Source organism: Pseudomonas sp. Bc-h, from assembly GCF_002080045.1.
Taxonomy (GTDB): domain Bacteria; phylum Pseudomonadota; class Gammaproteobacteria; order Pseudomonadales; family Pseudomonadaceae; genus Aquipseudomonas.
This window is the reverse complement of sequence record NZ_MUIN01000007.1, coordinates 250,123-276,727: the sequence shown is the minus strand read 5'-3', so window position 1 is coordinate 276,727 and position 26,605 is coordinate 250,123. Positions and strand designations below refer to the sequence as shown.

Annotated in this window: 30 protein-coding genes and 1 pseudogene; 17 read left to right on the top strand and 14 right to left on the bottom strand. The window is 60.1% G+C overall.

Annotated features, from left to right (window positions below):
* The first annotated feature begins 126 nt into the window (after positions 1-126).
* Positions 127-606, top strand: coding sequence for a VOC family protein (locus tag BWR59_RS14165; protein ID WP_081566261.1), 480 nt, complete (start codon positions 127-129; stop codon positions 604-606).
* A gap of 127 nt (positions 607-733) precedes the next feature.
* Positions 734-1,687, top strand: coding sequence for a LysR family transcriptional regulator (locus BWR59_RS14160; protein ID WP_081566260.1), 954 nt, complete (start codon positions 734-736; stop codon positions 1,685-1,687).
* Between the two features lie 335 nt (positions 1,688-2,022).
* Here the strand turns inward: BWR59_RS14160 and BWR59_RS14155 are convergent, their stop codons facing one another.
* A complete protein-coding gene (locus BWR59_RS14155; RefSeq protein WP_081566259.1) occupies positions 2,023-2,211 on the bottom strand; it encodes a hypothetical protein in 189 nt (62 codons plus the stop codon).
* Between the two features lie 102 nt (positions 2,212-2,313).
* On the opposite strand from BWR59_RS14155, the gene BWR59_RS14150 reads away from it, so the two are divergent.
* The 9 genes from BWR59_RS14150 to BWR59_RS14110 all read left to right on the top strand — a co-directional run bounded on the left by BWR59_RS14150 (position 2,314) and on the right by BWR59_RS14110 (position 12,022).
* Positions 2,314-3,225 carry a dihydrodipicolinate synthase family protein gene (locus BWR59_RS14150; RefSeq protein ID WP_081566258.1) on the top strand — a complete coding sequence of 304 codons (912 nt, stop codon included), beginning with the start codon at positions 2,314-2,316 and terminating at the stop codon, positions 3,223-3,225.
* The gene (locus BWR59_RS14145; RefSeq protein WP_081566257.1) at positions 3,218-4,735 is read left to right on the top strand and encodes an aldehyde dehydrogenase; all 1,518 of its coding nucleotides are present in this window, start codon (positions 3,218-3,220) and stop codon (positions 4,733-4,735) included. Before BWR59_RS14150 ends, BWR59_RS14145 begins: the two co-directional genes overlap by 8 nt.
* Positions 4,732-6,078 carry an FAD-binding oxidoreductase gene (locus BWR59_RS14140; protein ID WP_081566256.1) on the top strand — a complete coding sequence of 449 codons (1,347 nt, stop codon included), beginning with the start codon at positions 4,732-4,734 and terminating at the stop codon, positions 6,076-6,078. The genes BWR59_RS14145 and BWR59_RS14140 overlap by 4 nt, the downstream gene beginning before the upstream one ends.
* A gap of 70 nt (positions 6,079-6,148) precedes the next feature.
* Positions 6,149-6,997, top strand: a complete 849-nt coding sequence (locus BWR59_RS14135; protein ID WP_081566255.1) for a glycine betaine ABC transporter substrate-binding protein — start codon at positions 6,149-6,151, stop codon at positions 6,995-6,997.
* 78 nt (positions 6,998-7,075) lie between these two features.
* On the top strand, positions 7,076-8,194 hold the full coding sequence (locus BWR59_RS14130; RefSeq protein ID WP_081566254.1) for a glycine betaine/L-proline ABC transporter ATP-binding protein: 1,119 nt from the start codon (positions 7,076-7,078) through the stop codon (positions 8,192-8,194).
* The gene (locus BWR59_RS14125) at positions 8,191-9,039 is read left to right on the top strand and encodes an ABC transporter permease subunit (protein WP_081566253.1); all 849 of its coding nucleotides are present in this window, start codon (positions 8,191-8,193) and stop codon (positions 9,037-9,039) included. Before BWR59_RS14130 ends, BWR59_RS14125 begins: the two co-directional genes overlap by 4 nt.
* Positions 9,036-9,887, top strand: coding sequence for an ABC transporter permease subunit (locus BWR59_RS14120; RefSeq protein WP_081566252.1), 852 nt, complete (start codon positions 9,036-9,038; stop codon positions 9,885-9,887). Before BWR59_RS14125 ends, BWR59_RS14120 begins: the two co-directional genes overlap by 4 nt.
* 12 nt (positions 9,888-9,899) lie before the next feature.
* Positions 9,900-10,898 (top strand): 4-hydroxyproline epimerase, encoded by a 999-nt coding sequence (locus BWR59_RS14115; protein WP_081566251.1) that lies wholly within the window; start codon positions 9,900-9,902, stop codon positions 10,896-10,898.
* A gap of 140 nt (positions 10,899-11,038) precedes the next feature.
* Entirely contained in the window at positions 11,039-12,022 is a 984-nt protein-coding gene (locus BWR59_RS14110) for a GlxA family transcriptional regulator (RefSeq protein WP_081566250.1), read from the top strand.
* Positions 12,023-12,395: 373 nt separating this feature from the next.
* Here the strand turns inward: BWR59_RS14110 and BWR59_RS14105 are convergent, their stop codons facing one another.
* From BWR59_RS14105 to BWR59_RS32395, 3 genes are read right to left on the bottom strand one after another with little or no spacing between them, the layout of a single operon-like run.
* A complete protein-coding gene (locus BWR59_RS14105) occupies positions 12,396-12,785 on the bottom strand; it encodes a GFA family protein (RefSeq protein WP_081566249.1) in 390 nt (129 codons plus the stop codon).
* Between the two features lie 16 nt (positions 12,786-12,801).
* Positions 12,802-13,536: a glutaredoxin gene (locus BWR59_RS14100; protein ID WP_081566248.1), complete on the bottom strand. Its 735-nt coding sequence runs from the start codon at positions 13,534-13,536 to the stop codon at positions 12,802-12,804.
* Between the two features lie 27 nt (positions 13,537-13,563).
* Entirely contained in the window at positions 13,564-13,704 is a 141-nt protein-coding gene (locus BWR59_RS32395; RefSeq protein ID WP_168184485.1) for a hypothetical protein, read from the bottom strand.
* 259 nt (positions 13,705-13,963) lie between these two features.
* On the opposite strand from BWR59_RS32395, the gene BWR59_RS14095 reads away from it, so the two are divergent.
* Both BWR59_RS14095 and BWR59_RS14090 read left to right on the top strand, forming a co-directional pair.
* Positions 13,964-14,548 (top strand): hypothetical protein, encoded by a 585-nt coding sequence (locus BWR59_RS14095; protein WP_081566247.1) that lies wholly within the window; start codon positions 13,964-13,966, stop codon positions 14,546-14,548.
* Positions 14,549-14,631: 83 nt separating this feature from the next.
* Positions 14,632-15,453 carry a transporter gene (locus tag BWR59_RS14090; RefSeq protein ID WP_143490838.1) on the top strand — a complete coding sequence of 274 codons (822 nt, stop codon included), beginning with the start codon at positions 14,632-14,634 and terminating at the stop codon, positions 15,451-15,453.
* Positions 15,454-15,459: 6 nt separating this feature from the next.
* On the opposite strand, the gene BWR59_RS14085 is transcribed toward BWR59_RS14090, so the two are convergent.
* A complete protein-coding gene (locus BWR59_RS14085) occupies positions 15,460-16,290 on the bottom strand; it encodes a helix-turn-helix transcriptional regulator (RefSeq protein WP_081566245.1) in 831 nt (276 codons plus the stop codon).
* 98 nt (positions 16,291-16,388) lie between these two features.
* On the opposite strand from BWR59_RS14085, the gene BWR59_RS14080 reads away from it, so the two are divergent.
* Entirely contained in the window at positions 16,389-17,276 is an 888-nt protein-coding gene (locus tag BWR59_RS14080) for an SDR family oxidoreductase (RefSeq protein ID WP_081566244.1), read from the top strand.
* 1 nt (position 17,277) lies between these two features.
* Here BWR59_RS14080 and BWR59_RS14075 read toward each other — a convergent pair whose 3' ends face one another.
* The 3 genes from BWR59_RS14075 to BWR59_RS14065 are packed head-to-tail and all read right to left on the bottom strand — an operon-like array spanning position 17,278 to position 21,378.
* The gene (locus BWR59_RS14075; RefSeq protein ID WP_081566243.1) at positions 17,278-18,699 is read right to left on the bottom strand and encodes an efflux transporter outer membrane subunit; all 1,422 of its coding nucleotides are present in this window, start codon (positions 18,697-18,699) and stop codon (positions 17,278-17,280) included.
* A complete protein-coding gene (locus BWR59_RS14070) occupies positions 18,696-20,276 on the bottom strand; it encodes a DHA2 family efflux MFS transporter permease subunit (protein WP_081566242.1) in 1,581 nt (526 codons plus the stop codon). Before BWR59_RS14070 ends, BWR59_RS14075 begins: the two co-directional genes overlap by 4 nt.
* A complete protein-coding gene (locus tag BWR59_RS14065) occupies positions 20,269-21,378 on the bottom strand; it encodes an HlyD family secretion protein (RefSeq protein WP_081566241.1) in 1,110 nt (369 codons plus the stop codon). The genes BWR59_RS14070 and BWR59_RS14065 overlap by 8 nt, the downstream gene beginning before the upstream one ends.
* 98 nt (positions 21,379-21,476) lie before the next feature.
* Here BWR59_RS14065 and BWR59_RS14060 point away from each other — a divergent pair, with 98 nt between their 5' ends.
* Positions 21,477-22,187: a CerR family C-terminal domain-containing protein gene (locus tag BWR59_RS14060; RefSeq protein WP_081566240.1), complete on the top strand. Its 711-nt coding sequence runs from the start codon at positions 21,477-21,479 to the stop codon at positions 22,185-22,187.
* Positions 22,188-22,241: 54 nt separating this feature from the next.
* Here the strand turns inward: BWR59_RS14060 and BWR59_RS14055 are convergent, their stop codons facing one another.
* Both BWR59_RS14055 and BWR59_RS32390 read right to left on the bottom strand, forming a co-directional pair.
* Positions 22,242-23,051, bottom strand: coding sequence for a hypothetical protein (locus BWR59_RS14055; protein WP_081566239.1), 810 nt, complete (start codon positions 23,049-23,051; stop codon positions 22,242-22,244).
* A gap of 2 nt (positions 23,052-23,053) precedes the next feature.
* A complete protein-coding gene (locus tag BWR59_RS32390) occupies positions 23,054-23,194 on the bottom strand; it encodes a hypothetical protein (RefSeq protein WP_168184484.1) in 141 nt (46 codons plus the stop codon).
* Between the two features lie 365 nt (positions 23,195-23,559).
* On the opposite strand from BWR59_RS32390, the gene BWR59_RS14045 reads away from it, so the two are divergent.
* Positions 23,560-24,150 (top strand): NADPH-dependent FMN reductase, encoded by a 591-nt coding sequence (locus tag BWR59_RS14045; RefSeq protein ID WP_081566237.1) that lies wholly within the window; start codon positions 23,560-23,562, stop codon positions 24,148-24,150.
* Here BWR59_RS14045 and BWR59_RS14040 read toward each other — a convergent pair.
* Positions 24,115-24,483 (bottom strand): cytochrome C oxidase subunit IV family protein, encoded by a 369-nt coding sequence (locus tag BWR59_RS14040; protein WP_081566236.1) that lies wholly within the window; start codon positions 24,481-24,483, stop codon positions 24,115-24,117. The genes BWR59_RS14045 and BWR59_RS14040 overlap by 36 nt on opposite strands.
* Complete coding sequence (locus tag BWR59_RS14035) at positions 24,483-25,109, bottom strand: cytochrome c oxidase subunit 3 (RefSeq protein WP_081566235.1); 627 nt, start codon at positions 25,107-25,109, stop codon at positions 24,483-24,485. Before BWR59_RS14035 ends, BWR59_RS14040 begins: the two co-directional genes overlap by 1 nt.
* 80 nt (positions 25,110-25,189) lie before the next feature.
* Between BWR59_RS14035 and BWR59_RS32800 the strand changes: the two are divergent.
* Positions 25,190-25,393 (top strand): annotated as a pseudogene (locus BWR59_RS32800) (cbb3-type cytochrome c oxidase subunit I); the annotation flags it as partial.
* Here BWR59_RS32800 and BWR59_RS14025 read toward each other — a convergent pair.
* On the bottom strand, positions 25,329-25,691 hold the full coding sequence (locus BWR59_RS14025; protein WP_081566234.1) for a hypothetical protein: 363 nt from the start codon (positions 25,689-25,691) through the stop codon (positions 25,329-25,331). The pseudogene BWR59_RS32800 and the gene BWR59_RS14025 overlap by 65 nt on opposite strands.
* A gap of 238 nt (positions 25,692-25,929) precedes the next feature.
* Positions 25,930-26,559, bottom strand: a complete 630-nt coding sequence (locus BWR59_RS14020; protein ID WP_178111227.1) for a cytochrome ubiquinol oxidase subunit II — start codon at positions 26,557-26,559, stop codon at positions 25,930-25,932.
* Positions 26,560-26,605: the final 46 nt, after the last annotated feature.

Below are 26,605 nucleotides of genomic sequence, written 5' to 3'. Positions count from 1 at the left end.
GAGCGTCAGACGCTGCATTCCCACGCAGAGCGTGGGAACGATCACGGCGTGAGCCGTCACCCGCAATCGCCACGCGGTATTCGCCGTCTAGACTGACTTCTCCATTCCCCGATCTGGAGAGCCAACATGGTCAGCAAGAACACAATCTGCCTCTGGTACGAAGGCACCGCTGAAGAAGCCGCGAACTTTTATGCCAGGACATTCCCGGACAGCGCAGTGACCGCCGTGCACCTCGCGCCTGACGACTACCCCTCGGGCAAGCAGGGTGATGTGATCACGGTTGAATTCACCGTGATGGGCATCCCCTGCATCGGCTTGAATGGCGGCCCGGTGTTCAAGCACAACGAGTCTTTTTCATTCCAGGTGGCGACTGATGATCAGGTGGAGACCGACCAACTGTGGGACGCGATCATCGGCCACGGCGGCGAGGCCAGTGTGTGCGGCTGGTGCAAGGACAAATATGGTATTTCCTGGCAAATCACCCCGCGGGTCCTCACGGCAGCGATTGCCAATCCTGATCGCGCAGCGGCCAAACGTGCATTCAACGCGATGATGGGCATGAGCAAAATCGACATCGCGGCGATAGAGGCGGCGGTGAGGGGGTAAGCCTGCTTCCTGTCACATGCCATCACTTTGAGATAACCTCGGCGCCTGCGCTTCGGGGCGGGCATCGCGGTTGCCTGTTCCCGCTATTCTCTGAAAGGCTTGCGGACGGGATTCAATACTTCAAGTTATGGTCAAGCACATCGATCCAGACATGACGCTGCTGAAAATGCCTTCGCTCAAGGCGGTGAAGTCATTTGTGGCAGCGGCCAAGTACCAGAGTTTTACCCGTGCCGCAGAGGCGCTCTGCGTGACGCAGGCGGCGATCAGCCGGCAGATCCGCGAGCTGGAAACCTACCTGGGCGTGGCGCTGTTCAAGCGGGTAGGGCGCGCTGTCGAGCTGACCGAAGCGGGCGTAATTTTCTTCGACGCGGCGCAGATGTCCTTCGTCAATATCTCCCAGGCCGCGGAGCGCATCCGCACCCATAACGCCGGGAAGCGCGTACTGACGCTGTGCTGTTCCCCCGCGTTCTCTGCCCTTTGGCTGTCGGCGAAACTGCCGACCTTTTTCAGCCAGAATCCTGATATCGACCTGAACCTGATCACCACCCAGAACTTTCTGTCGATGGAGCCCGGCATTCGCCCGGACATTTTCATCACCAAGATGGCGCGGATCCAGGATGGCTATCGCAGCTATCCACTGTTTCACGACGTGATCTATCCGGTCTGTACCCCGCAATACCGAGACGCTCACCCTGAGTTGTCGAGCCTGGAGGGGCTGCGCAACGGCGTGCTGCTCAATCTGAGCCCCTACGGCCGTTCGCAGGTGGCGGAACATGTGGACTGGAGCGTGTGGTTCGCCTTCCACAACATCAACCTGGACGAGCGCCCTCACGACAGCCCGCATGTGCTGAACGCCAACGACTACAACCTGATCATCAGCATGGTGCTCACCGATCAGGGCGTGTCTCTGGGCTGGAACCACTTGGTGACAAAGCTCATTGAGGAAGGGCGGCTGGTGCGGCCGGTCGCCGAAGAGGTGGTGCTCAAGGAAAGCCAGCATTACCTGACGTTCAGGGAAGACCGCGAGCATGACGAGGCCTGTTGTCGGTTCAGGGACTGGGTCCTGTCGCAGTTCGAATGAACCGGGTATCAGCTGCGCGAACGACGTCCTGGAGTCCAATCGATAACATTTTTTTATGCATTGTCCAGTGAAAAGGTTTCTTGTTGGCAAACGCGTTCGACACGTAATCTTCACACAAGCCGCCAGTAATCCTCAGGCCCGACGGTAGAGGATTCGAGACGTGCAAAAGCCGATGGAAACTGTCCATACGTGCTGAAAATAAGAAACCGTCGTCACTGCCAATTGGGATAGATACGGTCTGACTATGTTTACTGAAGCTATTGCTCATCTGCCCTGTGTCGAACAGATCCTGCCTGATCCAAAGGCGTTGTCTCGACCGAACGATTTCTAAGGATTCAGCGTTTTTCTATCGCCTGCTCGGTGCCACTTGAGCCGGTTTTGAAATGTGCTTCGCTGCGCGCTGAATAAAGAACATTGACGTTCTGATTGATGCTCAGATGAAAATCCAGGTCTTGATCTAGCGGCGCTGTTGCACCTGCACAATTTGTTTTGAAGTCGGGATTTATCCCTGAACCAAACGGCATTTTATTTCGCGTTCCATGGCTTCGGCCGCGTACAGCTTCGCCTGTTGTTTATTGTCCGTTGTTCGTTAAACGCTACGGCCATTCTATTCGGAGAATATCGTCTTGAAATTCGAAGGCATTTACACACCGGCAGTTACGCCACACACCCCTGACGGTGAAATCGACTGGAGCGTGTTTTCGGAGGTTCTCGAATCTCTGATCGAAGCGAAAGTGCACGGGATCATCATTGGCGGTTCCACCGGGGAATATTATGCGCAGACGGCTGAAGAACGCCTCAAACTCGCCGCACACGCCAAGGAAGTCATCGGCTCCCGCGTGCAGTTGATCATCGGCACCGGCGCCATCCGCACCGAAGACGCGGTGCTGTTTGCCGAAGACGCCAAGCGGATCAAGGCCGACGCGATCCTCGTCACCACACCGCCATACGCGCTGCCCACCGATCAGGAAAACGCCATTCACGCGTTGACCATCGACCGCGCGGCCAACATGCCGATCATGTTGTACAACTATCCAGGTCGCATGTGCGTGCAAATGAACGAGGAGTACCTCGCTCGTGTCGGCAAGTCCAAAAACGTAAAAGCCATTAAAGAAAGTTCTGGCGACATGGGCCGTGTTCATTTACTGGCTCGTGAATTCCCTCATATAGCGCTCTCTTGCGGCTGGGACGATCAGGCACTGGAGTTCTTTGCCTGGGGTGCCAGAAGTTGGGTATGTGCCGGTTCCAACTTCCTGCCCAAAGAGCATGTTGCGTTATATGAAGCCTGTGCCGTCGAGAAGAACTTCGACAAGGGCCGCCAGATCATGTCGGCGATGATGCCGCTAATGAATGCCCTGGACGGCGGCAAGTTCGTGCAGTGCATCAAGTTCGGTTGCGAGTTGAACGGGCTCAAGGTCGGCGACGTGCGTGCGCCACTGCGTCCGCTCAATGCGGACGACAAACGTAGCCTGCAGACCGTCATCACCAACGTGAAACGTACCGTCGCCCACATCACCTCGGGAGCCAACAATGCGTGATCTTCTGACTGCGGCCGAATATGCCGCCATCGCAAAGTCGATGTCGTTTCCGAACACCGCCTTTATCAACGGCGCTTTCAAACCTGCGATTTCCGGCAGCACCTTTTCTACCGCCAATCCTGCCACCGGTGAGCTGTTGACCGAGGTCTCGGCCTGCGCTTCGGACGACGTGGACTACGCCGTCAGCAAAGCCCGAGAAGCCTTCGAAGATGGCCGTTGGAGGCTGCTGCCGCCCGGCGAGCGCAAGGCCGTGCTGCTCAAGTTCGCCAAACTGCTGGAAAACAATCGTCATGAACTGGCGGTGCTGGAAAGCCTGGACAGCGGCAAACCGGTGCGTGAGTGCCAACTGGTCGACGTGCCAGACACCATCCACACCCTGCGCTGGCACGCCGAGGTCATCGACAAGCTCTACGATCACACCGCGCCGGTCGGCAACGATGCCCTGACCATGGTGGTGCGCGAGCCGATTGGTGTTGTGGGCTGCGTGCTGCCGTGGAACTTCCCCCTGTTGATGCTCGCGTGGAAGATCGGCCCTGCGCTGGCCGCCGGTTGTTCGGTGATCGTCAAGCCCGCTGAACAAACCACCCTGACCACCCTTCGCGTCGCCGAGCTTGCGTTCGAAGCGGGCGTTCCGGCTGGCGTGCTGAACATTGTCACCGGTACTGGCAAGGACGTTGGCGAACCCCTCGGCCTGCACCCGGATGTCGACATGGTGAGCTTCACCGGTTCCACCGCTACCGGTCGCCGCTTCCTGCATTACGCCGCCGATTCCAATCTCAAGCGTGTAGTGCTCGAGTGTGGCGGCAAGAACCCGGCCGTGGTCATGGACGACGCCGAGGACCTGGACCTGGTCGCCGAACAGGTGGTCAATGGCGCGTTCTGGAACATGGGCGAGAACTGCTCGGCCACTTCGCGTTTGCTGGTTCATGCCTCGGTCAAAGACGAACTGCTCCAGCGCATGGGCGCCTATATCCGCGAGTGGAAAATGGGCGATCCGCTGGACCCGCAGAATCGCGTGGGCGCACTGGTCAGCAGCGACCATTTCGAGAAAGTGAAGTCGTACCTGGACTACGCCAGTGCGAGCAATCTGGAAGCCGTTTACGGCGGCGACACACAGGACGGCGCCTTCATTCAGCCCACCGTCATCGACGGCGTGGACCGCGACAGCCGGCTGTTCCAGGAAGAGATCTTCGGCCCGGTGCTGTCGGTCACGACCTTCAACTCAATCTCGGAAGCCATCGCTCTGGCCAATGACACGAACTATGGCCTGGCCGCCTCGGTGTACACCGGCAACCTGCGCCGGGCGATCAAGCTGGCTCGCGAAATTCGCGCCGGGATCGTCACCGTCAACTGTTTCGGCGAAGGCGACGCTTCCACGCCATTCGGTGGCTACAAGGAATCCGGTTTCGGTGGTCGTGACAAGTCGGTGTTCGCGCACGACCAGTACACCGAAATCAAAACCATCTGGATCGATGTGTCTGATCGGTCGGTTGACGAGACCGTAAAATGAGCGATCACACCATCAAGCGGCTGCCGGTAGACACCGGGGTTTCAGGCTGGGAGGCGATCTCCACGCGTTCTGCCCCTGTGCGAATGCTTGATGGGAACGTGTCGGCGGACTGGCTGATCATCGGTGCGGGATTCGCCGGTCTGTCGGCGGCGCGTCGGCTGTCCCAGTTGCGCCCGGACGACAGCATCGTGGTGGTCGACGCCCATGAAATCGCCAAAGGCCCTGCGGGGCGCAACTCCGGTTTCATGATCGACGTGCCTCACAGCCTGTCCTCCGGCGAATATTCGGTGGCCGGTGAGTCGGCCACCGCGCTGGAGATCGCGCAGAACCGCTTTGCCATCGACTTTGCGGCTCAGGCTGCGGCCGAATATGGTATGTCGCCGCAGACCTTCGACCCGTCCGGGAAGATCAATGCGGCGGCCACCGAGCGCGGTTTGAAGCTGAACCTCAAGTACGCGAAATCCCTGGCAGGGATCGGCGAACGGCATGAGTTGTACGACGCAAAGCAGATGCTGGAAATCACCGGTTCCAATTACTACCACGGCGGCTTGTACACCCCCGGCGCGGTGATGATTCAGCCGGCCCAGTACATCCGCGATCTCGCGCAGGGGCTGGGGCAGAAGATCAGCCTCTACGAGCGCTCGCCGATTGTCGAGCTCTCGAAGTCCGGAACGGGCTGGGTAGCGAAATCCCACAAGGGCCGGGTCTCGGCACCGAAAGTCATTCTGGCGGTCAACGGTCACATCGAAGACTTCGGGCACTTCAAGGGGCGGTTGCTGCACGTCTTCACCTACGCCTCGATGACTGCCGGGTTCAGCCACGACGAATTCAAACGCAACGTCACCGGTCACGACCGCTGGGCGCTGCTGCCCGCCGATCCGATGGGCGCAACGGTGCGCAAGATCACTTCGAACGGGCAATCGCGAATCGTTATTCGCACCAAGTTCACCTACGACCCGAACATCACCGTGACGCCCATGCGGGTTGCGGCGGTGGCCGAAGAACAGCGGCATTCGCTGGACGCACGTTTCCCGGAGCTGAAGTCGACGCCCATCGAATTCAGTTGGGCGGGGCGCCTGTGCCTGAGCCGCAACAGCGCCCCAGCGTTTGGCGAAGTGGAAGAAAACCTCTACGCCGCGTGCTGCGAAAACGGTTTGGGCACGGTGAAAAGCACGCTGGCCGGGGTCATGGCAGCAGAGCTGGCAACCGGCACGCAGTCGGAGTTTTTGCAGCGTTACAGCCAGGCTCCTGGGCCGAGCAAGTTACCACCCAGGTTGCTGACGCAGCTGGGTGTCAGTTCAGTCATTCGCTGGCAGGCACTTCGGGCCGGTCGGGAAGGTTGAGGTCGAGTCGCAATACCGAGTTTTGTAAAACACCCATAACCAGTTTGATAAACGTAGATCGGGGAACGCCATGAAGAAAATCTGGAAGGCAGTCTGTGCGGTTGCGGTAGCAGGCATGATGAGTCTGCCGGTTCACGCCGAAGAGAAAACCATCACCATGGGCACCATGAACTGGGAAGACTTGACCCCCATCACCGGCATCACCAAGAAGGTCCTTGAGGACTCGGGTTACACGGTCAAAGTGGTGGAGTTTTCGGAGTGGGGCATTGCCTATGCAGCCTTGACCAAAGGTGATGTTCAAGTCCTGGCTTCGCAGACCGATTACGCCGCCTCCGATTACTGGAACAAGAACAAGAACAGGATCGAAAAACTGTCGCCTGTCTCGTTCGGTCTGTACCAGGGGCTGGCAGTGCCCAGCTACGTCGACATCGATTCGATCGATCAACTCAATGCCAACGCCGACAAGCTCGGCGGCAAGATCATCGGCATCGAGCCCGGTTCAGGTTTGATGAGCGATGCCAACAACGTGGTCAAGGCTTATGACCTCAAGCTGAAGCTGGTCGAAGGCAGTACCGCTGCGATGACCGCGGCGCTGAAGTCTGCCGTGGACCGCAAGGAGTGGGTGGCAGTCACCGTGTGGGATCCGTCCTGGATGACCAAGAAGTTTGATCTGAAATTTCTGAAAGACCCCAAAGCCATCTTCCCGCCGCTGCAAGGCTATTACTGGATCGGCCACAAAGGCTTCGCCGAGGGCAACCCGCGTGCCCGTGAGCTGATGGCCAGTGTTTACGTGCCCATCGCCGACATCACTGCCATGAACGCCGAGGTCAAGGACGGCAAAACCATGGATGAGGCCGTCAAGGGCTGGACCGACAGCCACGCCGATTTGTTGAAGCGCTGGGAAAACGTCAAGAACTGATACGCAACGCTTTTTTGCCACTGCCGCCTTTTGATCAATGAGAGAAGTCAGCCAAAAACTGACTCGACGGGTTACGACATGACAACGGCTAAAATTGACACTAACGAAGTGCTGGTAGATTGCCAGAACGTCTGGAAAATCTTCGGGAAAAGCGCACCTGCCGCGATGCAAGCTGTCGTGCAACAGGGCCTCACCAAGACCCGGATTCTGCAAGATTACAGCTGCGTGGTCGGGGTCTCGGACGTCAGTCTCCAGGTCCGCCGTGGAGAAATCTTTTGCATCATGGGGTTGTCCGGCAGTGGCAAATCCACCCTGATCAGGTTGCTCAACAAGCTGATCACCCCAAGTTCCGGAAAGGTCCTGGTCAAGGGCAAGGATCTTTCCACGCTTTCAGCGGCACAATTGCGCGAAGTCCGCGCCCGGCACATCGGCATGGTGTTCCAGAGCGTGGCCTTGCTGCCCAACCGCACGGTGCTGGAAAACACCGCGTTCGGCCTGGAAGTGCAGGGCATCGGCAAGGCTGAGCGTTACAAGGTGGCCGAGCGTGCGTTGGCGAAAGTGGGCCTGAGTGAATGGTCGCAGCGTTACCCCAGCGAGTTGTCCGGGGGCATGCAGCAGCGGGTCGGTCTGGCCCGGGCGATCACCGCCGACCCGGAAGTGATCCTGATGGACGAGCCGTTCAGCGCCCTCGACCCGTTGATTCGCCGCCAGCTGCAGGACGAGTTCCGCCAGCTGACCAAAGAGCTCGGCAAATCTGCGGTGTTCATTACCCACGATCTCGATGAAGCGATCCGCATCGGCGACCGCATTGCGATCATGAAAGACGGCGTGATCATTCAGGTCGGTACCGCCGAAGACATCGTGCTCAACCCGGCCGATGATTACGTGACCGAGTTCGTCGCGGGCATCTCGCGCCTGCATCTGGTCAAGGCCCACTCGGTGATGACTCCGGTCGAGCCGTTCAGGGCGGCCAATCCCGGCTGCGATATCTCGCGCTTGATCAAGACCACGCTCGATGCGGACATCAACGAGCTGATCGGGCTGACCATGAAATCCGAGCGCGATGCCTTGGCGGTGGTCGATAACGGCGCTGTGGTCGGGATCATCACCCCGCGTGATCTGCTGCGCGGCGTGCAGGGGATTCCGAACGAATTCTCAGCCTCGTCAGCCACTGCTGCGCTGGAGGCTTCGGCATGAACACCCCAGACTTTTCCAGTCAGTTCGATTTGGCCATCGATTCCAGTCTGGAGTGGCTGGCCGACCATGGCGAGTTCCTGTTCAGCGCGGCCAACGATGCGCTGACGGCGGTCTACAAGGGCGTGCTCTGGTGCATCGCATTGCCGCCGTTTTACGTCGTTGCGCTGCTGTTCGCAGTGATCGGCTGGCGCCTGATTGGCGTGCGTTTCGCGGTTCTGTCGGGGCTGGCACTGGTGTTTTGCGCCCTGATCGGATTGTGGCCGGAGACCGTGAGCACCCTGGCTCTTGTTCTTACCGCGACCATACTGGCGCTGTTGGTCGCCATTCCGTTGGGCGTGGTCGCGGGGCTTGCGCCGGCATTCGACCGGGTGGTCGATCCGTGTCTGGACCTGGTGCAGACCATGCCGCCCTATATCTATCTGCTGCCGGCCATTGCGCTGTTGGGTTATGGCCCGGCCACTGCGCTGCTGGCGACGTTCATTGTCGCGTTACCACCGGCCTTGCGCCTGACTTCGCTGGGCATTCGCATGACCCCCAAGGAGTTCATCGAGCTTGGCGACGCCAGCGGGGTGACCGGGATGCAGATGTTCTTCAAGATCCGCCTGCCCTTCGCCATGCCGAGCATCATGGCAGGCGTCAACCAGAGCCTGATGATGGCCTTCGGCATGGTAGTGATCGCCGGCATTGTCGGTTCCGGCGGCCTCGGTGAGTCGATCTACGGCGCGGTCCGAACGCTGGACATCGTCAAGTCGATCAACGCGGCCATCGCCATCGTCATCCTGACCATGATCCTCGACCGTCTGGCGCAAAGCGCCGCGCGGTCTCGTGTGGGAGCAAGCCAATGAGCATCGCCGACCTGCGTTTTTCTCCCGGCGAGTTTCTCGCCCCCGCGGTGGACTGGCTGAACGCCAACCTGCATGGCTTGTTCGTTGCCATCAGCCAAGTGGTAGAGGCGGTACTGGGGCTGGTCGAGCGCCTGTTGCTGGCGCCTCATCCCTACATAATGATCGCCATCGTCTTCGTCGCAGCGCTCATCTTCGCCACCAAACGCGTGGCGGTGTTCGCGGCGCTGATGTTGGCGTTCTGCCTGTTCTCTGGCCTCTGGGTTGCCTCGATGCAGACCATCGCGCTGGTGTCGGTGTCGGTGCTGATTTCGGTGGCGATTGCCTTCCCGCTGGGCGTGCTGGCGGCTCGGGTCAAGCGCGTCGACGATGCGTTTCTGCCGATCCTCAACATCATGCAGACGGTTCCGCCGTGGGTGTACCTGATTCCGGCAGTGATCCTGTTCAGCCTGGGTCGTGTTCCGGCGATCATCGCCACCATCGTTTACGGCATTCCGCCGATGCTGCGCCTGACCACCCTTGCGTTCAAACAACTGCCCAAGGACCTGCTGGAACTGGGTCAGGCATCCGGTGCTTCGCCGAAGGACATCCTGTTCAAGATCGAACTGCCGACCGCCGCGCCAACGCTGTTGGTGGGCCTGAACCAGTGCATCCTGATGTCGCTGGCGATGGTGGTCCTCGCCGGTCTGGTGGGGGCGGGTGGCTTGGGGGCTGAAGTCACTCGCGGGCTGTCGCGGATGGAAATGGGCCTGGGCCTGCGCGCCGGTCTCGCCATCGTCGCCATCGCCTTGCTCCTGGATCGTCTGTCTCGCGGCGCGCTGCAGCGCCATTCTCCAAGCAAAATGGTTTAACAGGACGTCACCATGAGACGCAGTTTTTTCTGTATCGACTCCCACGCCTGCGGCAATCCGGTTCGTGTCGTGGCCGGCGGTGGTCCGTTGCTGCCATCGGTCTCCATGGCCGAGCGACGGGAGATATTCGTCCGTGATCATGACTGGGTTCGCACCGCGTTGATGTTCGAGCCACGCGGCCACGACATCATGTCCGGGGTGATCATCTATCCCTCGGTGCGCGATGATTGCGATTTTGGCGCGTTGTTCATCGAAGTCAGCGGCTGTCTGCCGATGTGCGGTGCGGGGACCATCGGGCTGTCGACGGTGGTCATCGAAGAGGGCCTGGTAACGCCGAAACAGCCGGGCAAGCTGGCCATCGAAACCCCGGCAGGCCGGGTCGATGTCGAGTACACCCTGGGCGATGAGTACGTCGAGTCGATCACGCTGTTCAACGTCGCCAGTTACTTGCACAGCGCTGACGTCGTGGTGGATGTGCCGGGTGTAGGCCAACTGACTGTCGACATCGCCTATGGCGGCAACTTTTATGCAGTGGTCGAGCCGCAGCAATGCTGGGCCGGGTTTGAAGGGCAGAGCACCGCTGACATCGTCGGTCTGAGCGTGAAACTGCGTGCGGCACTGGCCGAAATCTGCAATCCGCTGCACCCGGAAAATGACCGGATCAGCGGCGTTCATCACGTTATCTGGTGTGACAAACCGCAGAACAGTACGGCGGATGGTCGTTGCGCAGTGTTCTACGGCGACAAGGCCATCGATCGTTCTCCTGGTGGCACCGGAACTTCCGCTAGAATGGCCCAGTTGTTCGGCAAGGGGCGGCTGAATGTCGGCGACACCTATCGACACGAGAGCCCGATCGGCACGCTGTACGAGGGCAAGGTCGAGGCGGCGGTCAAGGTCGGCGACTTCGACGGCATGCGGCCGAGCATTACGGGTTGGGCGCAGGTGATCGGCCACAACACTATATTTGTCGATGACCGAGACCCGCTCGCTCACGGTTTTCAGCTCCCATAGTGGGCATCCGGGATGCACGGCGCGTCATCCCGGTTTTGACTTTGATTGGCAGGCGCGTACGTGAAAGGCACCAGAAGATTGACCGTTGAAACAACAGGGCGAGGCGTGGGTTGAGCGAAAGACGAGAGTTCAGCGGAGGCATGAAGGGCAAAAACCTTCGCTATCTGGAAGAGAACAGAAAACAGCCTTGCTCGCATACCCGGACCGGGTTCCTGCTGCTGGAGAACTTTTCCCTGCCTGCGTTTACCCAGGCACTGGATACCATCGTCACGGCGAACCTGCTGAGACCCAAACTCTTCACCTCGAAAACCTTCGGTTTGCAGGAGGGCGAGGTCACCAGTGATCTGGGCCTGGTCATCCGGCCCGACGCGCGTCTTGAACTGCCTTCGCTCAAGGACCTCGATCTACTGGTCATCTGCGGTGGCTATCGAACGGAACTCAACGTCGACGAAGACTTGATCAACCTCCTTATCACCGCCGCTGAACTGGGGATCACCTTGGCTGGCCTGTGGAACGGCGCCTGGTTTCTGGGCGCCGCCGGGTTGCTCGAAGGCTACCGTTGCGCGATCCATCCCGAGCACCGTCCGGCACTGGCCGAAATCTGCAAAGTCACTCATGTGACCAGCGAACCCTTTGTCGTCGACCGCGACCGCCTTACCGCGTCCAGCCCATCCGGCGCCTTTCACATGGCGCTGGAGTGGATCAAGGAACTGCACGACAAAGCGTTGGTGGAAGGCATCGAAGACATTCTGTCGTTCGAAGAATCCCGCTATCGCCGCATCAAACCCAGCCGCCATATCTCGGTCAGCGCGCCGCTCAAGGAAGTCGTCAAACTGATGGACGCCAACCTCGAAGAGCCGCTGGAGATGGAACAACTGGCGGTCTACGCGGGCCGCTCGCGCAGGCAGATCGAGCGCCTGTTCAAGGAGCAGCTCGGCACCACACCCCAGCGCTACTACCTCGAATTGCGCATCACCGAAGCCCGGCGATTACTGCAGCACACCGAGCTGTCACAAGTGGAAGTGCTGGTGGCCTGCGGCTTCGTTTCCCCCAGCCATTTCAGCAAGTGCTACAGCTCCTACTTCGGCTACCGGCCCTCGAAAGAAAAGCGCTTGGTGAAGTAAGGGCGACCCGACGATTGGCTTGAGCTTCTGACTTGAAGTTGACTCGATTTATTGCGAGAGGGAGCTTGCTCGCGCAAGCGTAGTGTCAGTCGAAAGTGTGGTCACTGCCCCCCAGGACGCAGAGCGTCCGAACATGCATTCCCGCGCAGGCTTGGGAACGATCAGCTGAAGAGCGATGCGATCCCTGTGGGAGAAGCCGGAGCTGCGCGACGGCAGCGATGCGGTGGGTCAGTTGACGAACGGGTACCTGAACCACCGCATCGTCCGATCGCGGCCCGGGCTGTCGCACAGCTCCAGCTTCTCCCACAGGATCGGGATTGAATTCCAACCGTCGACCCAGCACAGAACCCTTGTAGCAGCCGGCTTGCCGGCTTCACTCGCAGCGGCCCGAACCCTCACGGTCTCGCTCATACCGTTGTTTGAGTGCAAATGCCGGCAGCCACGATTCCCGGCGAACCGTCCAGCATTCGTAGGTCGGTGTCAGTTGATCAGGCGCATCGAGTGAGCCCAGGTTCACCTCGACCTCATCTTCATATCGAGCGAATACCGACGAGCCGCAATTGGGGCAGAAGAAGCGCCCGGCGTAGTCACGTGTTTCGCCTTCGACGCTCACCGCGTCCTGAGGGAAGATCGCCGAGGCGTAGAACAGCGCGCCATGATGTTTGCGGCAATCCAGACAGTGGCAGAGGCCGACCCGAAAGGGCTGCCCCGATGCTACGAATCGAACCTCGGCGCACAAGCATCCGCCAGTGTAACCATCCATACTCGATCTCCACTCATCAGGACGAGAACCCCATCCACAGCGCCATGACCACCATCATCAGGTTCTCGGTCAGCGAAACGAAACCCAACGGCACGTTGCTGCCGCCTCCGACGCAGGCGCATTTGATGTCGCGTTTTTCCATATACACCGCCTGAAAAACCGACCACGCACCGACGCTGCCGATGAATAGCGCGACCGCTGCGGCGAGCCATGTCAGCGCCCCTGCAATCATCAACACTCCGGCGAAGGCTTCTGCGAACGGATAGACATAGGCGTAAAGGACGACTCTGCGCGCGAGCAGGTCATAGCCGAGGAACATGTTGCTGAAGCTTTCGAGATCGCGGAGCTTGAGAATCGCCAGAATGCACATACTGAAGGCGATGAACCACTTGATGACCTGTGCTGTAAGCAGGCTGTGTGACGCTGCCCAGCCGGTGGCGCTTGCCATCAGGGCCGCAACGACGAATACCGCGATGACCGGTTGATACGTCACCTCGTTCGGGTTACGCACGGGTTTGCCCAGATAGCGGCGCAGGTCATCATGACCACCGATGCGAACGCCCTGGATGAAGACTTGGGGTGTAGTCTCGACCCCCTGTTCACGCATGAAAGCGTCGGTCTGTTCCCGCGTGCGTAGCCAGTGGTCGTCAACTTCGAAACCATTACGCACCAGCAGATCGCGGGCCTTCAATCCGAATGGGCAGATGTGTTCCTTCATGACCATGCGATAGATCGTCGCTTTTTGGCCCATAGGCGCCTCCTTGCTACATGTGGAATCTCACTTGCTTTCGTCCGGTTTCTGCATCTGCACAGATGCCTTGCTCTGGTCTTTGTCCTTGGCCTGATCGTTGTCAAAACACCCAGGCAGCGAGAGCACGCAGCACAGGCCCAGAAGCGCACAGATCTTCTTCTTCTTCATGGCGGTTTGCCTCCTTATCCAGATACCGACGCCGTTCCGCGTACTCCAGCGATTGTCGGTATGAAATGGAGATGTCGGTGGTACAGAAAGATTCCGGATTTTTGCCAAGTGGCTGACACACGCCGTTCAGATGGCTGTTTCAAGGCCTCAAACCGCCGGCTGGTTTATCTTTTCAGCACAGTTTCAGCTTGTGTCTATGCTTGAGCGGACGAATGGATCTGCCTCATTCGCCACTCCGCTCTCGACAAGGAAAGTTGTCATGAATCTGCATTCGCTCGCCAAAGCCGTTGCCTTGGCCACCGCTTTATCTACTGTCAGCCTGACGGTGCATGCCGCCGATATACCGTTGTCTTCCGTCGTGGAGGCCGATCAGGTGGTTACCAAAGTCCTGGCCGTTGACGCCGCAGCGCACCAGGTCACCCTCGAAGGGCCGCAAGGCAAACCGGTCCATGTACAACTGACTGACAAGGCGAAGGACCTGGGCCATCTGAAGGTGGGTGATCAGGTTCAGGTGCAAGTGACGCATTCGATCGCCGCTTATCTGGATACCGATGTCCAGAAAGCCGCCCCCGGTGCCCAGGCAAGCAGCGGCGAGCTTCGTGCCACCAAGGACAACCCGAACCCTGGCGGCGAAGCGTTTCGTCAGGTTCAGGTGCAGTTGAAGATCACCCACATCGACCTGAAAAAGAACCAGGTGACCTTCGAAGGTCCGGCTGGCAAGAGCAAGACCGTGGACGTCGTGCGGCCTGAAGTGCAGGCGAAACTCAAGAACCTGAAAGTCGGCCAGACCGTCGTCGTGACCTACACCGACGTGCTCAAGGTGATCACTCAGCATCAGGGGTGAACAGCGGTTTCTGTCCCGCAAAGTCAGGTGCATTAGCCAAGGCAGGCGTTCGGGCCTGCCTTGTGTAATGGAGGCTACGCATGATGGTTTCGAATGATTGGAGAAACGTGGCGGCATCGGGAGTGATCTTCACGTTCGGGTGGGTGCCTGCCGCTTATGCCGAGGACTCCGCAGAGCTTGCGAAAAAGGCGCTCAACCCGGTCGCGGCGATGTACAGCCTGCCGGTGCAATACAACTGGGACCAGAAAATGGGCTCGACCGGTGACGGCATGCGTAGCGTGACCAATATCCAGCCGGTGCTGCCGTTCAGCCTGAACGAGGACTGGAACCTGATTTCACGTACCATTTTGCCGATCATCGACCAACACGGTCTGGCGCCAGGCGGCGCGGCTGACAAATCAGGCACGGGCGACATCACCCAGAGTTTTTTCTTCTCACCGAAAAAGGAGACGGATAACGGCTGGATTGTCGGAGCTGGCCCGGCGATCCTGATTCCTACCGGCAGCGACGAGTTGCTGGGCAACGAACAATGGGGGCTGGGGCCCACCGCCGTTGCGCTGAAGCAATCCAACGGCTGGACCCGGGGCATTCTCGCCAATCACATCTGGGGACTCGACAGCCATCCGGGTCATGACAAGGACAAGGTCAATCAGACCTTTCTGCAACCCTTCCTTTCCTACACCACCAGCACGTTCACCACCTACGGTGTAAACACCGAATCGACCTACAACTGGCAGTCCCGGGAGTGGTCGGTGCCGGTCAACCTGACAGTGACTCAGTTGCTGAAAATCGGTGGGCAACCGCTGACGATTCAGGCAGGCCCGCGCTACTGGATGGACCGCGATGGCGATGGTGCGCAGGGCTGGGGTTTCCGGGCTGCGGTGACGTTGCTGTTTCCGCGCTGACCGCCGTCAGCCTTTATGACTTTGCACCAGCGCCCGAATCCGCTCGGCGGTTTCGGGCGTCGCGGGGTTGTAGACGATCATTCCCAGATCCGGACGGCCGTCCACTGCAAAACCCGAGTACTCCAGCTCGATCACGCCATGAGTTTCATGGTGCAGTCGTTTGGTGCCTTCGCCATGAACGCGCACATCGTTGTCGCTCCAGAAGGTTGCGAACTCCGGGCTCTGGCTGCACAGCTCCTCGACCAGCCTGCTGACTTGCGAGGCGGCGCCGGCGCGAACGGCGTCCGCGCGAAAGGTCGCAACGATGAAGCGCGCCATGCTTTCCCAGTCATCCTGCCTCGCACGTGCGCCAGGGTTGAGAAACATCAGCTTGAGGATGTTGCGCTGCGATGTCGGCAACAGGTTGTAATCGGTGAACACTGCCGCCGCTGCGCGATTCCAGGCCAGTACGTCCCAGGTAGCGGTCTTGATCAGGGCGGGGCTGAATTCGAGGGTGTCCAGCAAACGTTGCAGGCGCGGTGTCACGCCCTCCGGCGCGTGATAGACGACCTCCGGCGGATGGCCGAACGCGAGCAGGAACAGGTGCTCGCGCTCGGGCTCGGTCATCAGCAGGCTTTGGGCGATCCGGTTCAGGACCTCGGTTGAAGGCGCGCCGCCACGGCCCTGTTCCAGCCAGGTGTACCAGGTCGGACTGATATTCGCGCGTTGGGCCACTTCCTCCCGGCGCAGGCCCGGCGTGCGCCGACGGCTGCTGGAAAAGCCGAAGCTGGCCGGGTCCAGCCGCGCACGGCAATCCTTCAGATAGGTGCCCAAGAGATGAATCGACTGATCTGCCATGCTGAGCCTGTTAGTTCCTATACCCTGATAACGTCACGTCTTTTACCGGATAAACACTACGCGCACGCTGGCACCTTCAGCAAAGAGAGATTTGACCCATGCGCGTATTTCTTACCGGTTCAACAGGCTTCATAGGCTCCCAAGTCGCTCAGGAATTGCTCCATGCAGGTCACCAGGTTCTGGGGCTGACGCGTTCGCAGGAGGGGGCACGCAAGCTGCTGGCCATGGGCGCCGAATCCCATCAAGGTGACATTGAAGACCTTGCGAGTTTGCAGCGCGGAGCGGAGCAGTGCGATGCGGTCATTCATACCGCCTTCGATCATGACTTCGCGAATTTCATCGCCAACTGTCAGAAGGATGCGCGGGTCATTGCCGCGTTGGGTTCCGCACTGGCGGGGTCGCAACGCCCACTGATCATCACTTCCGGTACGGCGATGGGCTCAACGGGGTTTGGGCAGGCTGCGGACGAAGATCATTTCGACCCTGATCATCCCAACCCACGGGTGGCGTCCGAGCTGGCCGGGCGCGAGCTGACACAACGCGGCATCAACGTGGTGGTCATGCGTTTGTCGCAGATTCACAACCCGGTCAAACAGGGGCTGGTCAGTTACCTGATCGAACTGGCGCGGCAAACAGGGCTGTCCGCCTACGTCGACGAGGGGCTCAATCAATGGTCGGCGGCGCACCTCGCAGACACCGCGCACCTGTACCGACTGGCGCTGGAAAAGCACCAGCCGGGTGCTCGCTATCATGGCGTCACCGAGGAAGGCATCGCCTTTCGCGACATCGCTCAGACGATTGGTCAGGGTCTCGGCATACCGACCGTGGCATTGTCAGGGGAAGCAGCAGCGGCGCATTTCGGCTGGATGTCAGCCTTCGCTGGCAAAGACATGTCTGCGCATAACAGCAAGACCCGGCAACGGCTTGGCTGGCAGCCAACCGGGCCGGGTCTGATCGCCGACCTTGAAACGTTCTTCGGCCGTTAGCCTACAGCGTCCAGCCCAAGCCGAGGGATTTGTGCAAGGAAGCAAAATCCTTGAGCAGGGCGGCGTCGCCGGATATCCGGCTTTCCTGCGCCTGATAGCGGGTGCGTTCGGCGTCCAGCCAGTCCAGGGTGCTGGCGGTGCCTGCGCGATAGCGCTGCCGTGTGAGATCGGCGGCGCGCACTGCCGAAGACTCGACGCTGCGCAACAGCACCACGTTTTCCCGTTGATGCCCGTAGCGCGCCAGTGCCACATCGGCATCACGCAGCGCGCTCAACACCACACTCTTGTATTGCGCCAGCGCTTCATCTCGCCCGGCTTCAGCGCCTTCGACACTGGCCGCAACTCGCCCGAAATCAAGGATGTTCCAGGTCAGCCTGGGCAGCAGCAGCCAAGTGCCGTTGTCCTTGCGCGCAAGGTGCCCAGGGTCTGCAGCGGAGAACGATAAGTCTCCGGTCAGGCTGAGCTTGGGAAACCAGTCGGCCTTTTTCTCGCCGATCTGGGCGTTGCTCGACGCCAGTGCCCGCTCGGCGACGCGGATGTCAGGGCGAGCCTTGAGAATGGCTGCGGGGTCGGCGAACGGCACCTGGCTGGGAATCGAAGGCAGGGGACGTGCTGGATCGAGGCGCGCATCCAGTTCGCCGGGTTCCAGCCCGCAGAGCAGTCCCAGTTGATCCACTGACTCGACAATCGAGGCTTGCAACGGCAAACGCTGGGCGCGAGTGTTATCGGCCTGAGTCAGCACCTGTTCCAGCTGCAACTGGGAGGCGACGCCTCGGCTGCGCCGTTGCCGGGTGAGGTCCAGGGCCTGATCTTCGATGTCGACACTGGCATCGATCAGCGCCAGTCGCGCTTGTTGATCGCGCAGGTCGGCGTAGGTCTGTACCACTTCGGCTGCCAGTTGCACCTGTGCGTCGGCCAACCGCGCCTGAGAAGACTCGGCTTCAGCCTGCGCCGCTTCGATCGCCCGGCGCGTGCCGCCGAACAGGTCGGCTTCCCAACTGGCGTCGAAGCCGGCGAGGTACAGCGTCAACGGGCCGCGTCCGCCACCGCCGCTGCCTCCCAGGGCCGAGGTGTCGGGGGAGCGCAGTTTCAGCATCGCGGCATCGGCGCTCAGCTTTGGCATCGCATCGGCGTTGGCGCCACTGAGGCTGGCGCGGGACTGCCTTAATCGCGCCTGGGCGGTAGTGATGTCCGGGCTGTTTTGCAGTGCCTGGTTGATCAAATCATTGAGCTGAGTATCGCCCAGGGACTGCCACCACTGGGCGACACCGGGCTCGCGCGATGCCGTGTTGTCGGCATGGGGCAACCGCCCGGCGGCCAGGGTTTTCGGGGCGACGGCAGGGGCGCCATGATAGTCCGGCCCGACGGTGCAGGCAGAGAGCAGGCCAACGGTCAGCGATATAGCAAGTGAGCGAGAAATCATGTTCGTGGGCCTGCCTGCGCCGCGCGCTTTTTCAGGATGAAGATCAGGGGCAGACAGGCAATCATCGCCAGCCCCAGCACGTAGAACGCATCGTTGTAAGCCATCACGGCAGCTTGTTGGGCGATGTCGTTGGCCAGTTGGGCGAATGCCTGCAACTGCGCCGTGGAAGCAGCGCCGGTCTGAGCGAGGTAGCTGGCGGTGTTGCTTGCCATTTGGTCCTGCGCCAGTTGACTGTTGGCCAGAATGCCTTCGCGCAGGGCGTCGTCATGGAAGTGGCTGCGGCGATCCATCAGTACCCCGAGCAGCGCCAGGCCGAGGGTGCCGCCCAGATTGCGCGACATGTTGTAGAGCCCTGAGGCGTCGCCAGCATCCTTGGTCTCGACCGATCGCATCGACAACTGGCTGAGCGGCATCATCACCAGGATTTGGCCGAAGCCGCGTAACAGTTGCGAGAGGACGAAGTCATGGCCGACGCTTTCGACGGTCAATTGCGTGTCGAGAAAGCAACTGGCCCAGTACAGCAACAGCCCTGCGCCGACCATCAGGCGCAGGTCGTAACGGCCGAGCATTTTCGGCAGAAACGCCATGAGCACAAATGCAGGAATGCCCGACAGCAGCATGATCGAACCCGACTGCTCGGCGTTGTAGCCTGAGAGCACGCCAAGGAATTGCGGCACCAGATAAGCGGTTCCGTAAAGCCCGGCGCCGACGGTGGTAGCGATCAGCAGGACGCCGCCAAAACTGCCGTTGAGCACCAGTTGCAGGCGCAGGATCGGCGTGCCCGACCTGATTTGGCCGACTGCGATCAGAAAGAACCCGACCAGCATGGCAATGCTCAGCCAGATGATCAGCAGCGAATCGAACCAGTGCTCGCGCTGACCTTCTTCCAGTACCACGGTCATCGAACTCAAGCCCATGGCCAAACCGAGGATGCCCAGCCAGTCGGCCTTGATGAAACGCTCCAGGTTCATGCGCTCGGCAGGCAGCCCGGTGAACAGCAGCGCGATCAGTGCGATGGCGATGGGCAGGTTGAGAAAGAAGCACCAGCGCCAGTCGATGTTTTCTGTCAGCCAGCCGCCCACTACCGGGCCCAGCAGCGGCCCGAGAATCGCCGTCATGCCGAACAGGGTGGTGCCGATGGGCAACTGATGCGTAGGCAGGCGTGTGCGAACGATGGTCTGCGCCGTCGGGATCATCGCGCCGCCGGCAAAGCCCTGGCCGATTCGCCCGGCAATCATGGCGCCGAGGCTGGACGACAGGCCGCAGAACATCGAAAAGAAGGTGAACATCAGCGCGGTGCCGATCAGGAACCGGCGCAGGCCGAAGACGCGGGTCAGCCATGCAGCGAGGGGAATCATCACGATTTCCGACATCAGGTAGCCTGTGGCAATCCAAGTCCCCTCAGTGCCGGTTGCGCCGATCTGCCCCTGAATCTGCGGCAACGCCGAGTTGGTGATCGAGATATCCAGCGTCGCCAGCAGTGCGCCCAGCGAGCCGGCGGCGACGGCGATCCAGTCGGTCAGGGACGCGTTTCGCGGCCGGTCCGCCGGGACCTCGCTCACGAGCGCCTCAGCCATGATTGGTTTCTGCCTTCTTGGTGCGCGTATCGACCTCCACCGTGGCCGACAGGCCGGGAACCAGGGCGGTGCGCACGTCATCGGTCACGTCCAGCGCAATGCGTACCGGCACGCGCTGAACGATCTTGGTGAAGTTGCCGGTGGCGTTGGACGGCGGCAGCAGGGCGAACTGGGCGCCGGTGCCGGGCGCCAGGCTGTCGATGTGGCCGTTCAGTGCATGCCCCGGCAGAGCGTCTACGTGGACGGTGACGGTCTGACCGGCGCGCATGTCGCCAATCTGCGTTTCCTTGTAGTTGGCCGTCAGGTAGATCGAATTTACCGGCACTACCGTCAACAGCCGCGTGCCCGGCTGAACGTACTGACCGACACGCACGCCGCGATCCGCCACCCGGCCATCGAGCGGGCTGCGGATCACCGCGTCGTCGACATCCAGTTGGCTTTGCGCTTCGCTGGCCTTGGCGACGCCGAGCTGGGCCTGCGCCTGCTTGAGTTGGGCCTGCAAGGTTCCATAACGGGTTTCACTGGAGCGCAACGCCGCCTGCTTTGCCGCCACGGTACTGCGGGCCTGGGCGAGCTGGTTGTTCAGCTGCGCCAGGCGTTCTTCCGGCTCGGCCCCCGAGCGCGCCAGCGGCGCATATCGGGCGACTTCGGTCTGGGCGTGGCGAGCATCAGCCTCGGCGCCTTGCAGCTGCGCGCGGGCCTCGGCAATCGTCGAATCCTGCTGCACGAGATCCGCCTGCGCCTTGGCCAGATCGGCGTTGCGTGCGGCGATGGTCGCGGAGGCTTCGTCACTGATCGCCTGATACTTGCGGGCGTCCAGCCGCACCAGCACGTCGCCGCGCTTCACGGTCTGGTTATCGGCCACCAGCACTTCACCCACGTAGCCGCTGATCTTCGGCGCCACACTGATGCTGTCCGCCTGAAGATAGGCGTCGTCGGTGCTTTCGATGAAACGGCCGTTGATCCACCACCACGCGGCCCAGGCAACGCCGATCAGCAAAGCGATCGTCACCAGCGTCTGCAGTACTCGACGGGCTTTGCCGCGTTGGCTGTTGACTGTGTTTTCAGGAATGACCTGAGGGGAGGGGGGCGCAGCGGACATCGGGTCACTCCAGATTTATATCAGGTGGAATAAATTCGTGTGTTCGCGAATTTTTGTCAACTGGTATATTTTGGCCGGGTCCCGAAATGGAGCTGCACATGGCACGACACAAACCTGCCGCCGAGGGTGGTTACCAACGCGGTGAAGAAACCCGCGCGCGCATCGTCGAGGCGGCCATCGCGGTATTTGGCGAACGCGGCTACGAGGGCGCATCCACTCGCGACATCGCCAACGCCGCGGGAGTCAATGCCCCTGCGCTCCAGTACTACTTCGATGGCAAGGAAGGGGTTTACCTCGAGTGCGTCGAGCACCTGATCACCCTGATGTGGCGAATGATGGGCGACACCGTGGAGGCGGCCGAACGCGCACTGGCTGACGAAAACACCAACGACCAGGCATTGATAGAAGCGGCGTTGGGCATGCTCAGCGCGGTAGTCTCGACCATTCAGGACAGCACCAGGGCCACGGCCCTGAGGGCGTTTCTCGATCGCCACCAGGCCGGCCTGTGTCCCGAAAGCGCTTCTATGGCCTTCGAAGAACGCTTCAAACGCCGCGTCGGCACCGTCATCCGCCTGTTGATCGCCCGCCTGTCCGGGCTCGCAGTCGACGACGAGCGCACGATCATTCACTCGATGGCGCTGTTCACCCAAGGGCTCGCGTTCAGAGTGCAAAAACCCAAGCTGCTCGAAGCGCTGAAATGGACCGAGATCAACCAGAAGGAAATGGAACTGGTGCGCGGGGTCGTGTTGACTCAGGCGCGGTTTACGCTGGAAGGGTTGGTGAGGGAGCGGGATTTACGCATCGGATGAAATGGGGGTTGCGGGATATTCGGAAAATTCGTTGCTCTGCGCTAGCCGTCTCTATTACTGATTACAAATGCGGCTACGATGATTTTTCAAACGCTGACGGAAGCTTTTTCTGACGCTCTCTGTCGTTTTTTCTTGTCGCTGCGAGGAAAACACTTCCCAGCGTGCGGCATTCCAAGGCGTCGCTGTCATTACGTTCTCTTCCCGCAATACCACCGCGATCTTGTCGCTGTCCGAGTAGATCGTTGTGAGTTCGAGTTCCAGCTTGTCTTTGTCACGGTAGCCGCTGAGCTTCGGCAAAAAGCTGAATGTTCTTTGCGGGGACTCTTTCTCACTGGCTTCGCCGAGTGAGTCGACCAGACCAATGTAGACCTTACGATCATTCATGGTGAGCATAAGGATCTGGCGTGTCCTGGAAACGGAATCAAACAGCAATTCACCCAACGGTGTGCCGATCAGCAGTCGTGCGCGGTGATACGCTGAGGCCGATTCGAAATGGGTGAATTTTCCCTTCAAGAAGCCCAGGAAGCGGGCCGTTAACACCCACGGAACGGGTATGAAAAACGACAGTATGGCAACTTCAAGGAGGAATGCGTAATGCGCGACATCGGCCTCATTGGCAATTCCCATCGTGAGCAGGGTCGACGCCGCATACTCCTGAGGTTCGAACCATTCATGATGGCGGGACAGGTACACCACGCCGCCCCATGCAAAGAAAGCAAACAGCAGGCAATAGAGACCAAGTTTGGCAACCAACAGATAGAGCAACTGACCATCGTAGCGGTGCAGTCGAGAGAAATGATAAGGGTGGTTCATACAGACCAGATAGCCACTCACCAAAAGCGGGAGTATTAATAGCAGCCCCATGATTACGCTTGCTTGGCGGCGATGCGTTTGGCCATCTCACAGGCTTGTTTGTAGCTTTCGGAGCTGTAAATTTCGTTCCGATCCACTTTGAGCATGCCTCGGCCCACGACACGGATACCTTTGCCTCCGCCCTTAGCCCTCATGTACATGTCCGTCTCGTCCAGTATCCCAAGAAATTTCATAACGCTCGCGACTGACATAGGCTTCTCCCTTTTCCGTGAACGAAGCTTCTTCTCCAGTCACAGCCTTGTCAAACCCTCAAACGGTACTCCGGCCTCGCCTGGCAACCGTTCCGAGACGGTCGAACTGACCAACACGACCATAAACTTCGTGGATGTCATGGACAAACCACCCGAAAAACCGGGTTAGGTAACCCGCTGAACCTCACTCTCGCTATTGTTTCAGAATATGAGGCCCGTGCGCGGACAGGCTGCTTTTGGAACGTCCTGCCGAAAGCGACGTCAACTCTCAGAGCTCGTCCACGCACTCATCTCTGGAAGCCGCACACATGTCAGACACCGCTCCTCTCACCATCGCCGTGCTGCTGGGTTCGGTACGCGTGGATCGTCAAGGTATCAAGGCCGCTCGTTTACTGGTCCCAGCGCTTGAAAATAGAGGGCATGAGGCGGTGCTGGTCGACCCCATGGAGATTCGGCTACCTCTGCTCGATCGCATGTACAAGGAGTATCCAAAAGGTGGCGCGCCTGCCGAGCTTGAGCAACTGGCCAGCCTTTACCGACGTGCCGACGGCTTTCTGTTGGTCAGCGCCGAGTACAACCACGGCGTGCCTCCGGCGTTGAAGAATCTGCTCGATCACTTTCTCGAAGAGTACTTCTGGCGGCCTTCGGCGATTGCCTGTTATTCGGCAGGGGGATTCGGGGGCGTGCGAGCGGCCATGCAACTGCGGATGATTCTTGGCGAACTGGGCATGCCGAGCATTCCCAGCCTGTTTTCCATCCCGCGCATTGGCGAAGCGCTCGCCGATGACGGGCAGCCTAAAGATGAACGCACGACGAAACAGATGGAGCGTTTTCTCGACGAATTCGAGTGGTACGCGCACGCCTTACGGCGCCAACGGGCGAGCGGCACGCCGTATTGACTGTTTTCGCGAGAATCGCAGGTCAGCCCATCCTCTGCATCTGGTCGATAAACACCAGCAGCGTGCGCCCACCATCAGCAGCACAATCACGGCAGTAAACAGGATCAACCCGAGTTCATCACGGCTGGAGCGTTGGGTGTCGATGTGGAGAAAGCAGTACAGGTGAACGGCAATCTGTATGAGCACCAGAGCCAAAACCCACATCAGCGTTGCAGACGCAGAAAAACCACCCCAGCGCACCAGAACGGTCGGGACGGCGGTCAGGATGATCGCCAGCAACAGCCCCGCGCGATAGCGCCTCAGTTCCTGGCGATAACCTGCTTGCCTGTCCATCAGATCAACCCCTGCAAATAGACGATTCCGTAGATTGCGACCCAGATAACGTCGAGGAAGTGCCAGAACAGGGCCAGACACTTCAGGCGCAGTCTGACCCTGGCATCCAGACCGAACACCTTCAGTTGTACCAACATCAGCAACAGCCACACACAACCCGCCGTGACATGCAGGCCATGGGTGGACACCAGCGCGTAAAAAGCCGACAGAAACCCGCTGCGTTGTGCGCTCGCGCCTTGGGCAATCAGCAGGCGGAAGTCGTTGAGCTCCATGGCGAGGAAGGCCAGCCCCAGCGCCAGTGTTACCCCTAGCCAGCCGACCAGCAGCCGAAGCCGCTGCGGACGATACATCACGTTCAGCGAGGCCATGCCGAAGGTAAAACTGCTGACCAGCAACAGCAGGGTTTCGATCAGGCTCGCCTTGAGGTTGAACAGCTGTTTGCCGGTAGGGCCGCCGTCAGTGGCGTGGATCATCGTGGCGTAGACGGCGAACAGCAGCGCGAAGATCAGCGCGTCGCTCATCAGGAACACCCAGAACCCCAAGAGTCTTGGCTGCTCTTCACGTTGCTTGTCGATCACGTGGTCGGGATTCATCGGCACTGGAATGGTCGGCGTGCTGCTGCTCATGTTCTCACCTGCGCCAGGCCAGCGTTAAGGCCGCTGTCCTCCTCGTCCCGGGCGACGGCGGCTGCGCCTCGAAGTTGTTGGCCATCACGGTGTTGTCGTTCACGGTATGGCTGCATCACTTCTTCACCATGGGCCAGAGCGCGGGCGTCAATGCCGCGTTCGGCATCGCGACCATGCTCATTGGCATTCCCACCGGAGTGAAGATCTACGACTGGATGCTCACTGTGTTCCGCGGACGAGTGCGGTTCTCGGTGCCGATCCTCTATTCAGCGATGTTCCTGATGCTGAGTTGACCGCGAGTGCTTGCTGGGTCCGCATCATCACGGCCTCGATGATGCCGCGCATCAGCATGATCAGCGACAACGCCACGTACATGATGCCGATGCGCTTATGGTCCAGGCTGGTAAACCATTCCCGCCACAGGTACGGCCACCAGCGCTTGACGGTGATCAGGATCAGCGCAGCGATGATTACCAGCAGCACCAGTGACGCTGCGGCGGTCGCAACCTTGCTGTACAGCGGCAGGGCGTTGAGGTCGAGCCTGCCGAGCAGAGAGGACCAGACCGCGCCCGACTCATTCATGGGGATTCTCCAGACCGGGCGCCTCGCAAGCCCGGCTGGAAGCGCCATGAAACGAATGCATTACCCAGTCGAACAAGCCCGGCTGGAGGCTGCTGTAGCGAGAAGGGGGAGCCAGCGACCGGGTCTGGCTCAGTTGTAGATCGCTGGTGCAATTCAGCGTCGCCTGGGCTTGCCGGGTTTCTTCCAGCCATTGCTCGAACCCTTGAGGCTCGAGTGCGCGGGTCTTGAAGTTTTGCTCCTAAAAACCGAAACCGTTGAACTGAGTATTGCGACCGGCGAACTCTCCAGGGGCATCAGCCTGGAGATACTGTTCAGTTTGCATCCCGGCCATGGCGTACATCTGCCCGGCCAGACGCGGGATCATCAACGACTGCATCACCGTTGCGCTGGTCATGCTCAGATGCACGCTTCGACCGCTCGGGATGACCAGTTCGTTGACCGTTGCGACGCCTTGCTGGGGGTAGATGAACAGCCATTTCCAGTCCAGTGCGATGGCCTGAACCTCAAACGCCGGCGCAGGGCCGGGTAACGGCCGATAAGGGTCGAGCTGGCGAGTCCGTTCCCAGGTCAAGACGCCGAGCAGAACCACCACCAGCACCGGCACGCCCCAACTGAGGGTTTCCAGCGGCAGGGAAAACTCCCAGCGTGGCCGGTACGCAGCCTGGCGCTGCCCATAGCGATATCGCCAAAGCAGCACAGGCGTCAGTAGCAGAACCGGAAGCACAACCACTAAAGACAGGCCCACTATCCAGAAAAACAGCTCGCGCTGGGCGCTGGCGACGGGACCCGCCGGGTGCAGGAAACCAAAGCCCACCGGCGAGCACCCGCTGACGCAAACAGCGAGCGCCCCGACCAGGGGCGCTCGCATGGTTGTGCTATCTGGCAGTGGAGTCGGCATGGGCGAGCATCCAGCG

What these genes read in the sequence shown, in the direction of transcription:
- BWR59_RS14165 (WP_081566261.1), top strand. Translation starts at nt 127, where the DNA reads ATGGTCAGCAAGAACACAATCTGCCTCTGGTACGAAGGCACCGCTGAA.
- BWR59_RS14160 (WP_081566260.1), top strand. Translation starts at nt 734, where the DNA reads ATGGTCAAGCACATCGATCCAGACATGACGCTGCTGAAAATGCCTTCG.
- BWR59_RS14155 (WP_081566259.1), bottom strand. Translation starts at nt 2,211, where the DNA reads ATGCCGTTTGGTTCAGGGATAAATCCCGACTTCAAAACAAATTGTGCA.
- BWR59_RS14145 (WP_081566257.1), top strand. Translation starts at nt 3,218, where the DNA reads ATGCGTGATCTTCTGACTGCGGCCGAATATGCCGCCATCGCAAAGTCG.
- BWR59_RS14140 (WP_081566256.1), top strand. Translation starts at nt 4,732, where the DNA reads ATGAGCGATCACACCATCAAGCGGCTGCCGGTAGACACCGGGGTTTCA.
- BWR59_RS14135 (WP_081566255.1), top strand. Translation starts at nt 6,149, where the DNA reads ATGAAGAAAATCTGGAAGGCAGTCTGTGCGGTTGCGGTAGCAGGCATG.
- BWR59_RS14130 (WP_081566254.1), top strand. Translation starts at nt 7,076, where the DNA reads ATGACAACGGCTAAAATTGACACTAACGAAGTGCTGGTAGATTGCCAG.
- BWR59_RS14125 (WP_081566253.1), top strand. Translation starts at nt 8,191, where the DNA reads ATGAACACCCCAGACTTTTCCAGTCAGTTCGATTTGGCCATCGATTCC.
- BWR59_RS14120 (WP_081566252.1), top strand. Translation starts at nt 9,036, where the DNA reads ATGAGCATCGCCGACCTGCGTTTTTCTCCCGGCGAGTTTCTCGCCCCC.
- BWR59_RS14115 (WP_081566251.1), top strand. Translation starts at nt 9,900, where the DNA reads ATGAGACGCAGTTTTTTCTGTATCGACTCCCACGCCTGCGGCAATCCG.
- BWR59_RS14110 (WP_081566250.1), top strand. Translation starts at nt 11,039, where the DNA reads ATGAAGGGCAAAAACCTTCGCTATCTGGAAGAGAACAGAAAACAGCCT.
- BWR59_RS14105 (WP_081566249.1), bottom strand. Translation starts at nt 12,785, where the DNA reads ATGGATGGTTACACTGGCGGATGCTTGTGCGCCGAGGTTCGATTCGTA.
- BWR59_RS14100 (WP_081566248.1), bottom strand. Translation starts at nt 13,536, where the DNA reads ATGGGCCAAAAAGCGACGATCTATCGCATGGTCATGAAGGAACACATC.
- BWR59_RS32395 (WP_168184485.1), bottom strand. Translation starts at nt 13,704, where the DNA reads ATGAAGAAGAAGAAGATCTGTGCGCTTCTGGGCCTGTGCTGCGTGCTC.
- BWR59_RS14095 (WP_081566247.1), top strand. Translation starts at nt 13,964, where the DNA reads ATGAATCTGCATTCGCTCGCCAAAGCCGTTGCCTTGGCCACCGCTTTA.
- BWR59_RS14090 (WP_143490838.1), top strand. Translation starts at nt 14,632, where the DNA reads ATGGTTTCGAATGATTGGAGAAACGTGGCGGCATCGGGAGTGATCTTC.
- BWR59_RS14085 (WP_081566245.1), bottom strand. Translation starts at nt 16,290, where the DNA reads ATGGCAGATCAGTCGATTCATCTCTTGGGCACCTATCTGAAGGATTGC.
- BWR59_RS14080 (WP_081566244.1), top strand. Translation starts at nt 16,389, where the DNA reads ATGCGCGTATTTCTTACCGGTTCAACAGGCTTCATAGGCTCCCAAGTC.
- BWR59_RS14075 (WP_081566243.1), bottom strand. Translation starts at nt 18,699, where the DNA reads ATGATTTCTCGCTCACTTGCTATATCGCTGACCGTTGGCCTGCTCTCT.
- BWR59_RS14070 (WP_081566242.1), bottom strand. Translation starts at nt 20,276, where the DNA reads ATGGCTGAGGCGCTCGTGAGCGAGGTCCCGGCGGACCGGCCGCGAAAC.
- BWR59_RS14065 (WP_081566241.1), bottom strand. Translation starts at nt 21,378, where the DNA reads ATGTCCGCTGCGCCCCCCTCCCCTCAGGTCATTCCTGAAAACACAGTC.
- BWR59_RS14060 (WP_081566240.1), top strand. Translation starts at nt 21,477, where the DNA reads ATGGCACGACACAAACCTGCCGCCGAGGGTGGTTACCAACGCGGTGAA.
- BWR59_RS14055 (WP_081566239.1), bottom strand. Translation starts at nt 23,051, where the DNA reads ATGGGGCTGCTATTAATACTCCCGCTTTTGGTGAGTGGCTATCTGGTC.
- BWR59_RS32390 (WP_168184484.1), bottom strand. Translation starts at nt 23,194, where the DNA reads ATGAGGGCTAAGGGCGGAGGCAAAGGTATCCGTGTCGTGGGCCGAGGC.
- BWR59_RS14045 (WP_081566237.1), top strand. Translation starts at nt 23,560, where the DNA reads ATGTCAGACACCGCTCCTCTCACCATCGCCGTGCTGCTGGGTTCGGTA.
- BWR59_RS14040 (WP_081566236.1), bottom strand. Translation starts at nt 24,483, where the DNA reads ATGGACAGGCAAGCAGGTTATCGCCAGGAACTGAGGCGCTATCGCGCG.
- BWR59_RS14035 (WP_081566235.1), bottom strand. Translation starts at nt 25,109, where the DNA reads ATGAGCAGCAGCACGCCGACCATTCCAGTGCCGATGAATCCCGACCAC.
- BWR59_RS14025 (WP_081566234.1), bottom strand. Translation starts at nt 25,691, where the DNA reads ATGAATGAGTCGGGCGCGGTCTGGTCCTCTCTGCTCGGCAGGCTCGAC.
- BWR59_RS14020 (WP_178111227.1), bottom strand. Translation starts at nt 26,559, where the DNA reads ATGCGAGCGCCCCTGGTCGGGGCGCTCGCTGTTTGCGTCAGCGGGTGC.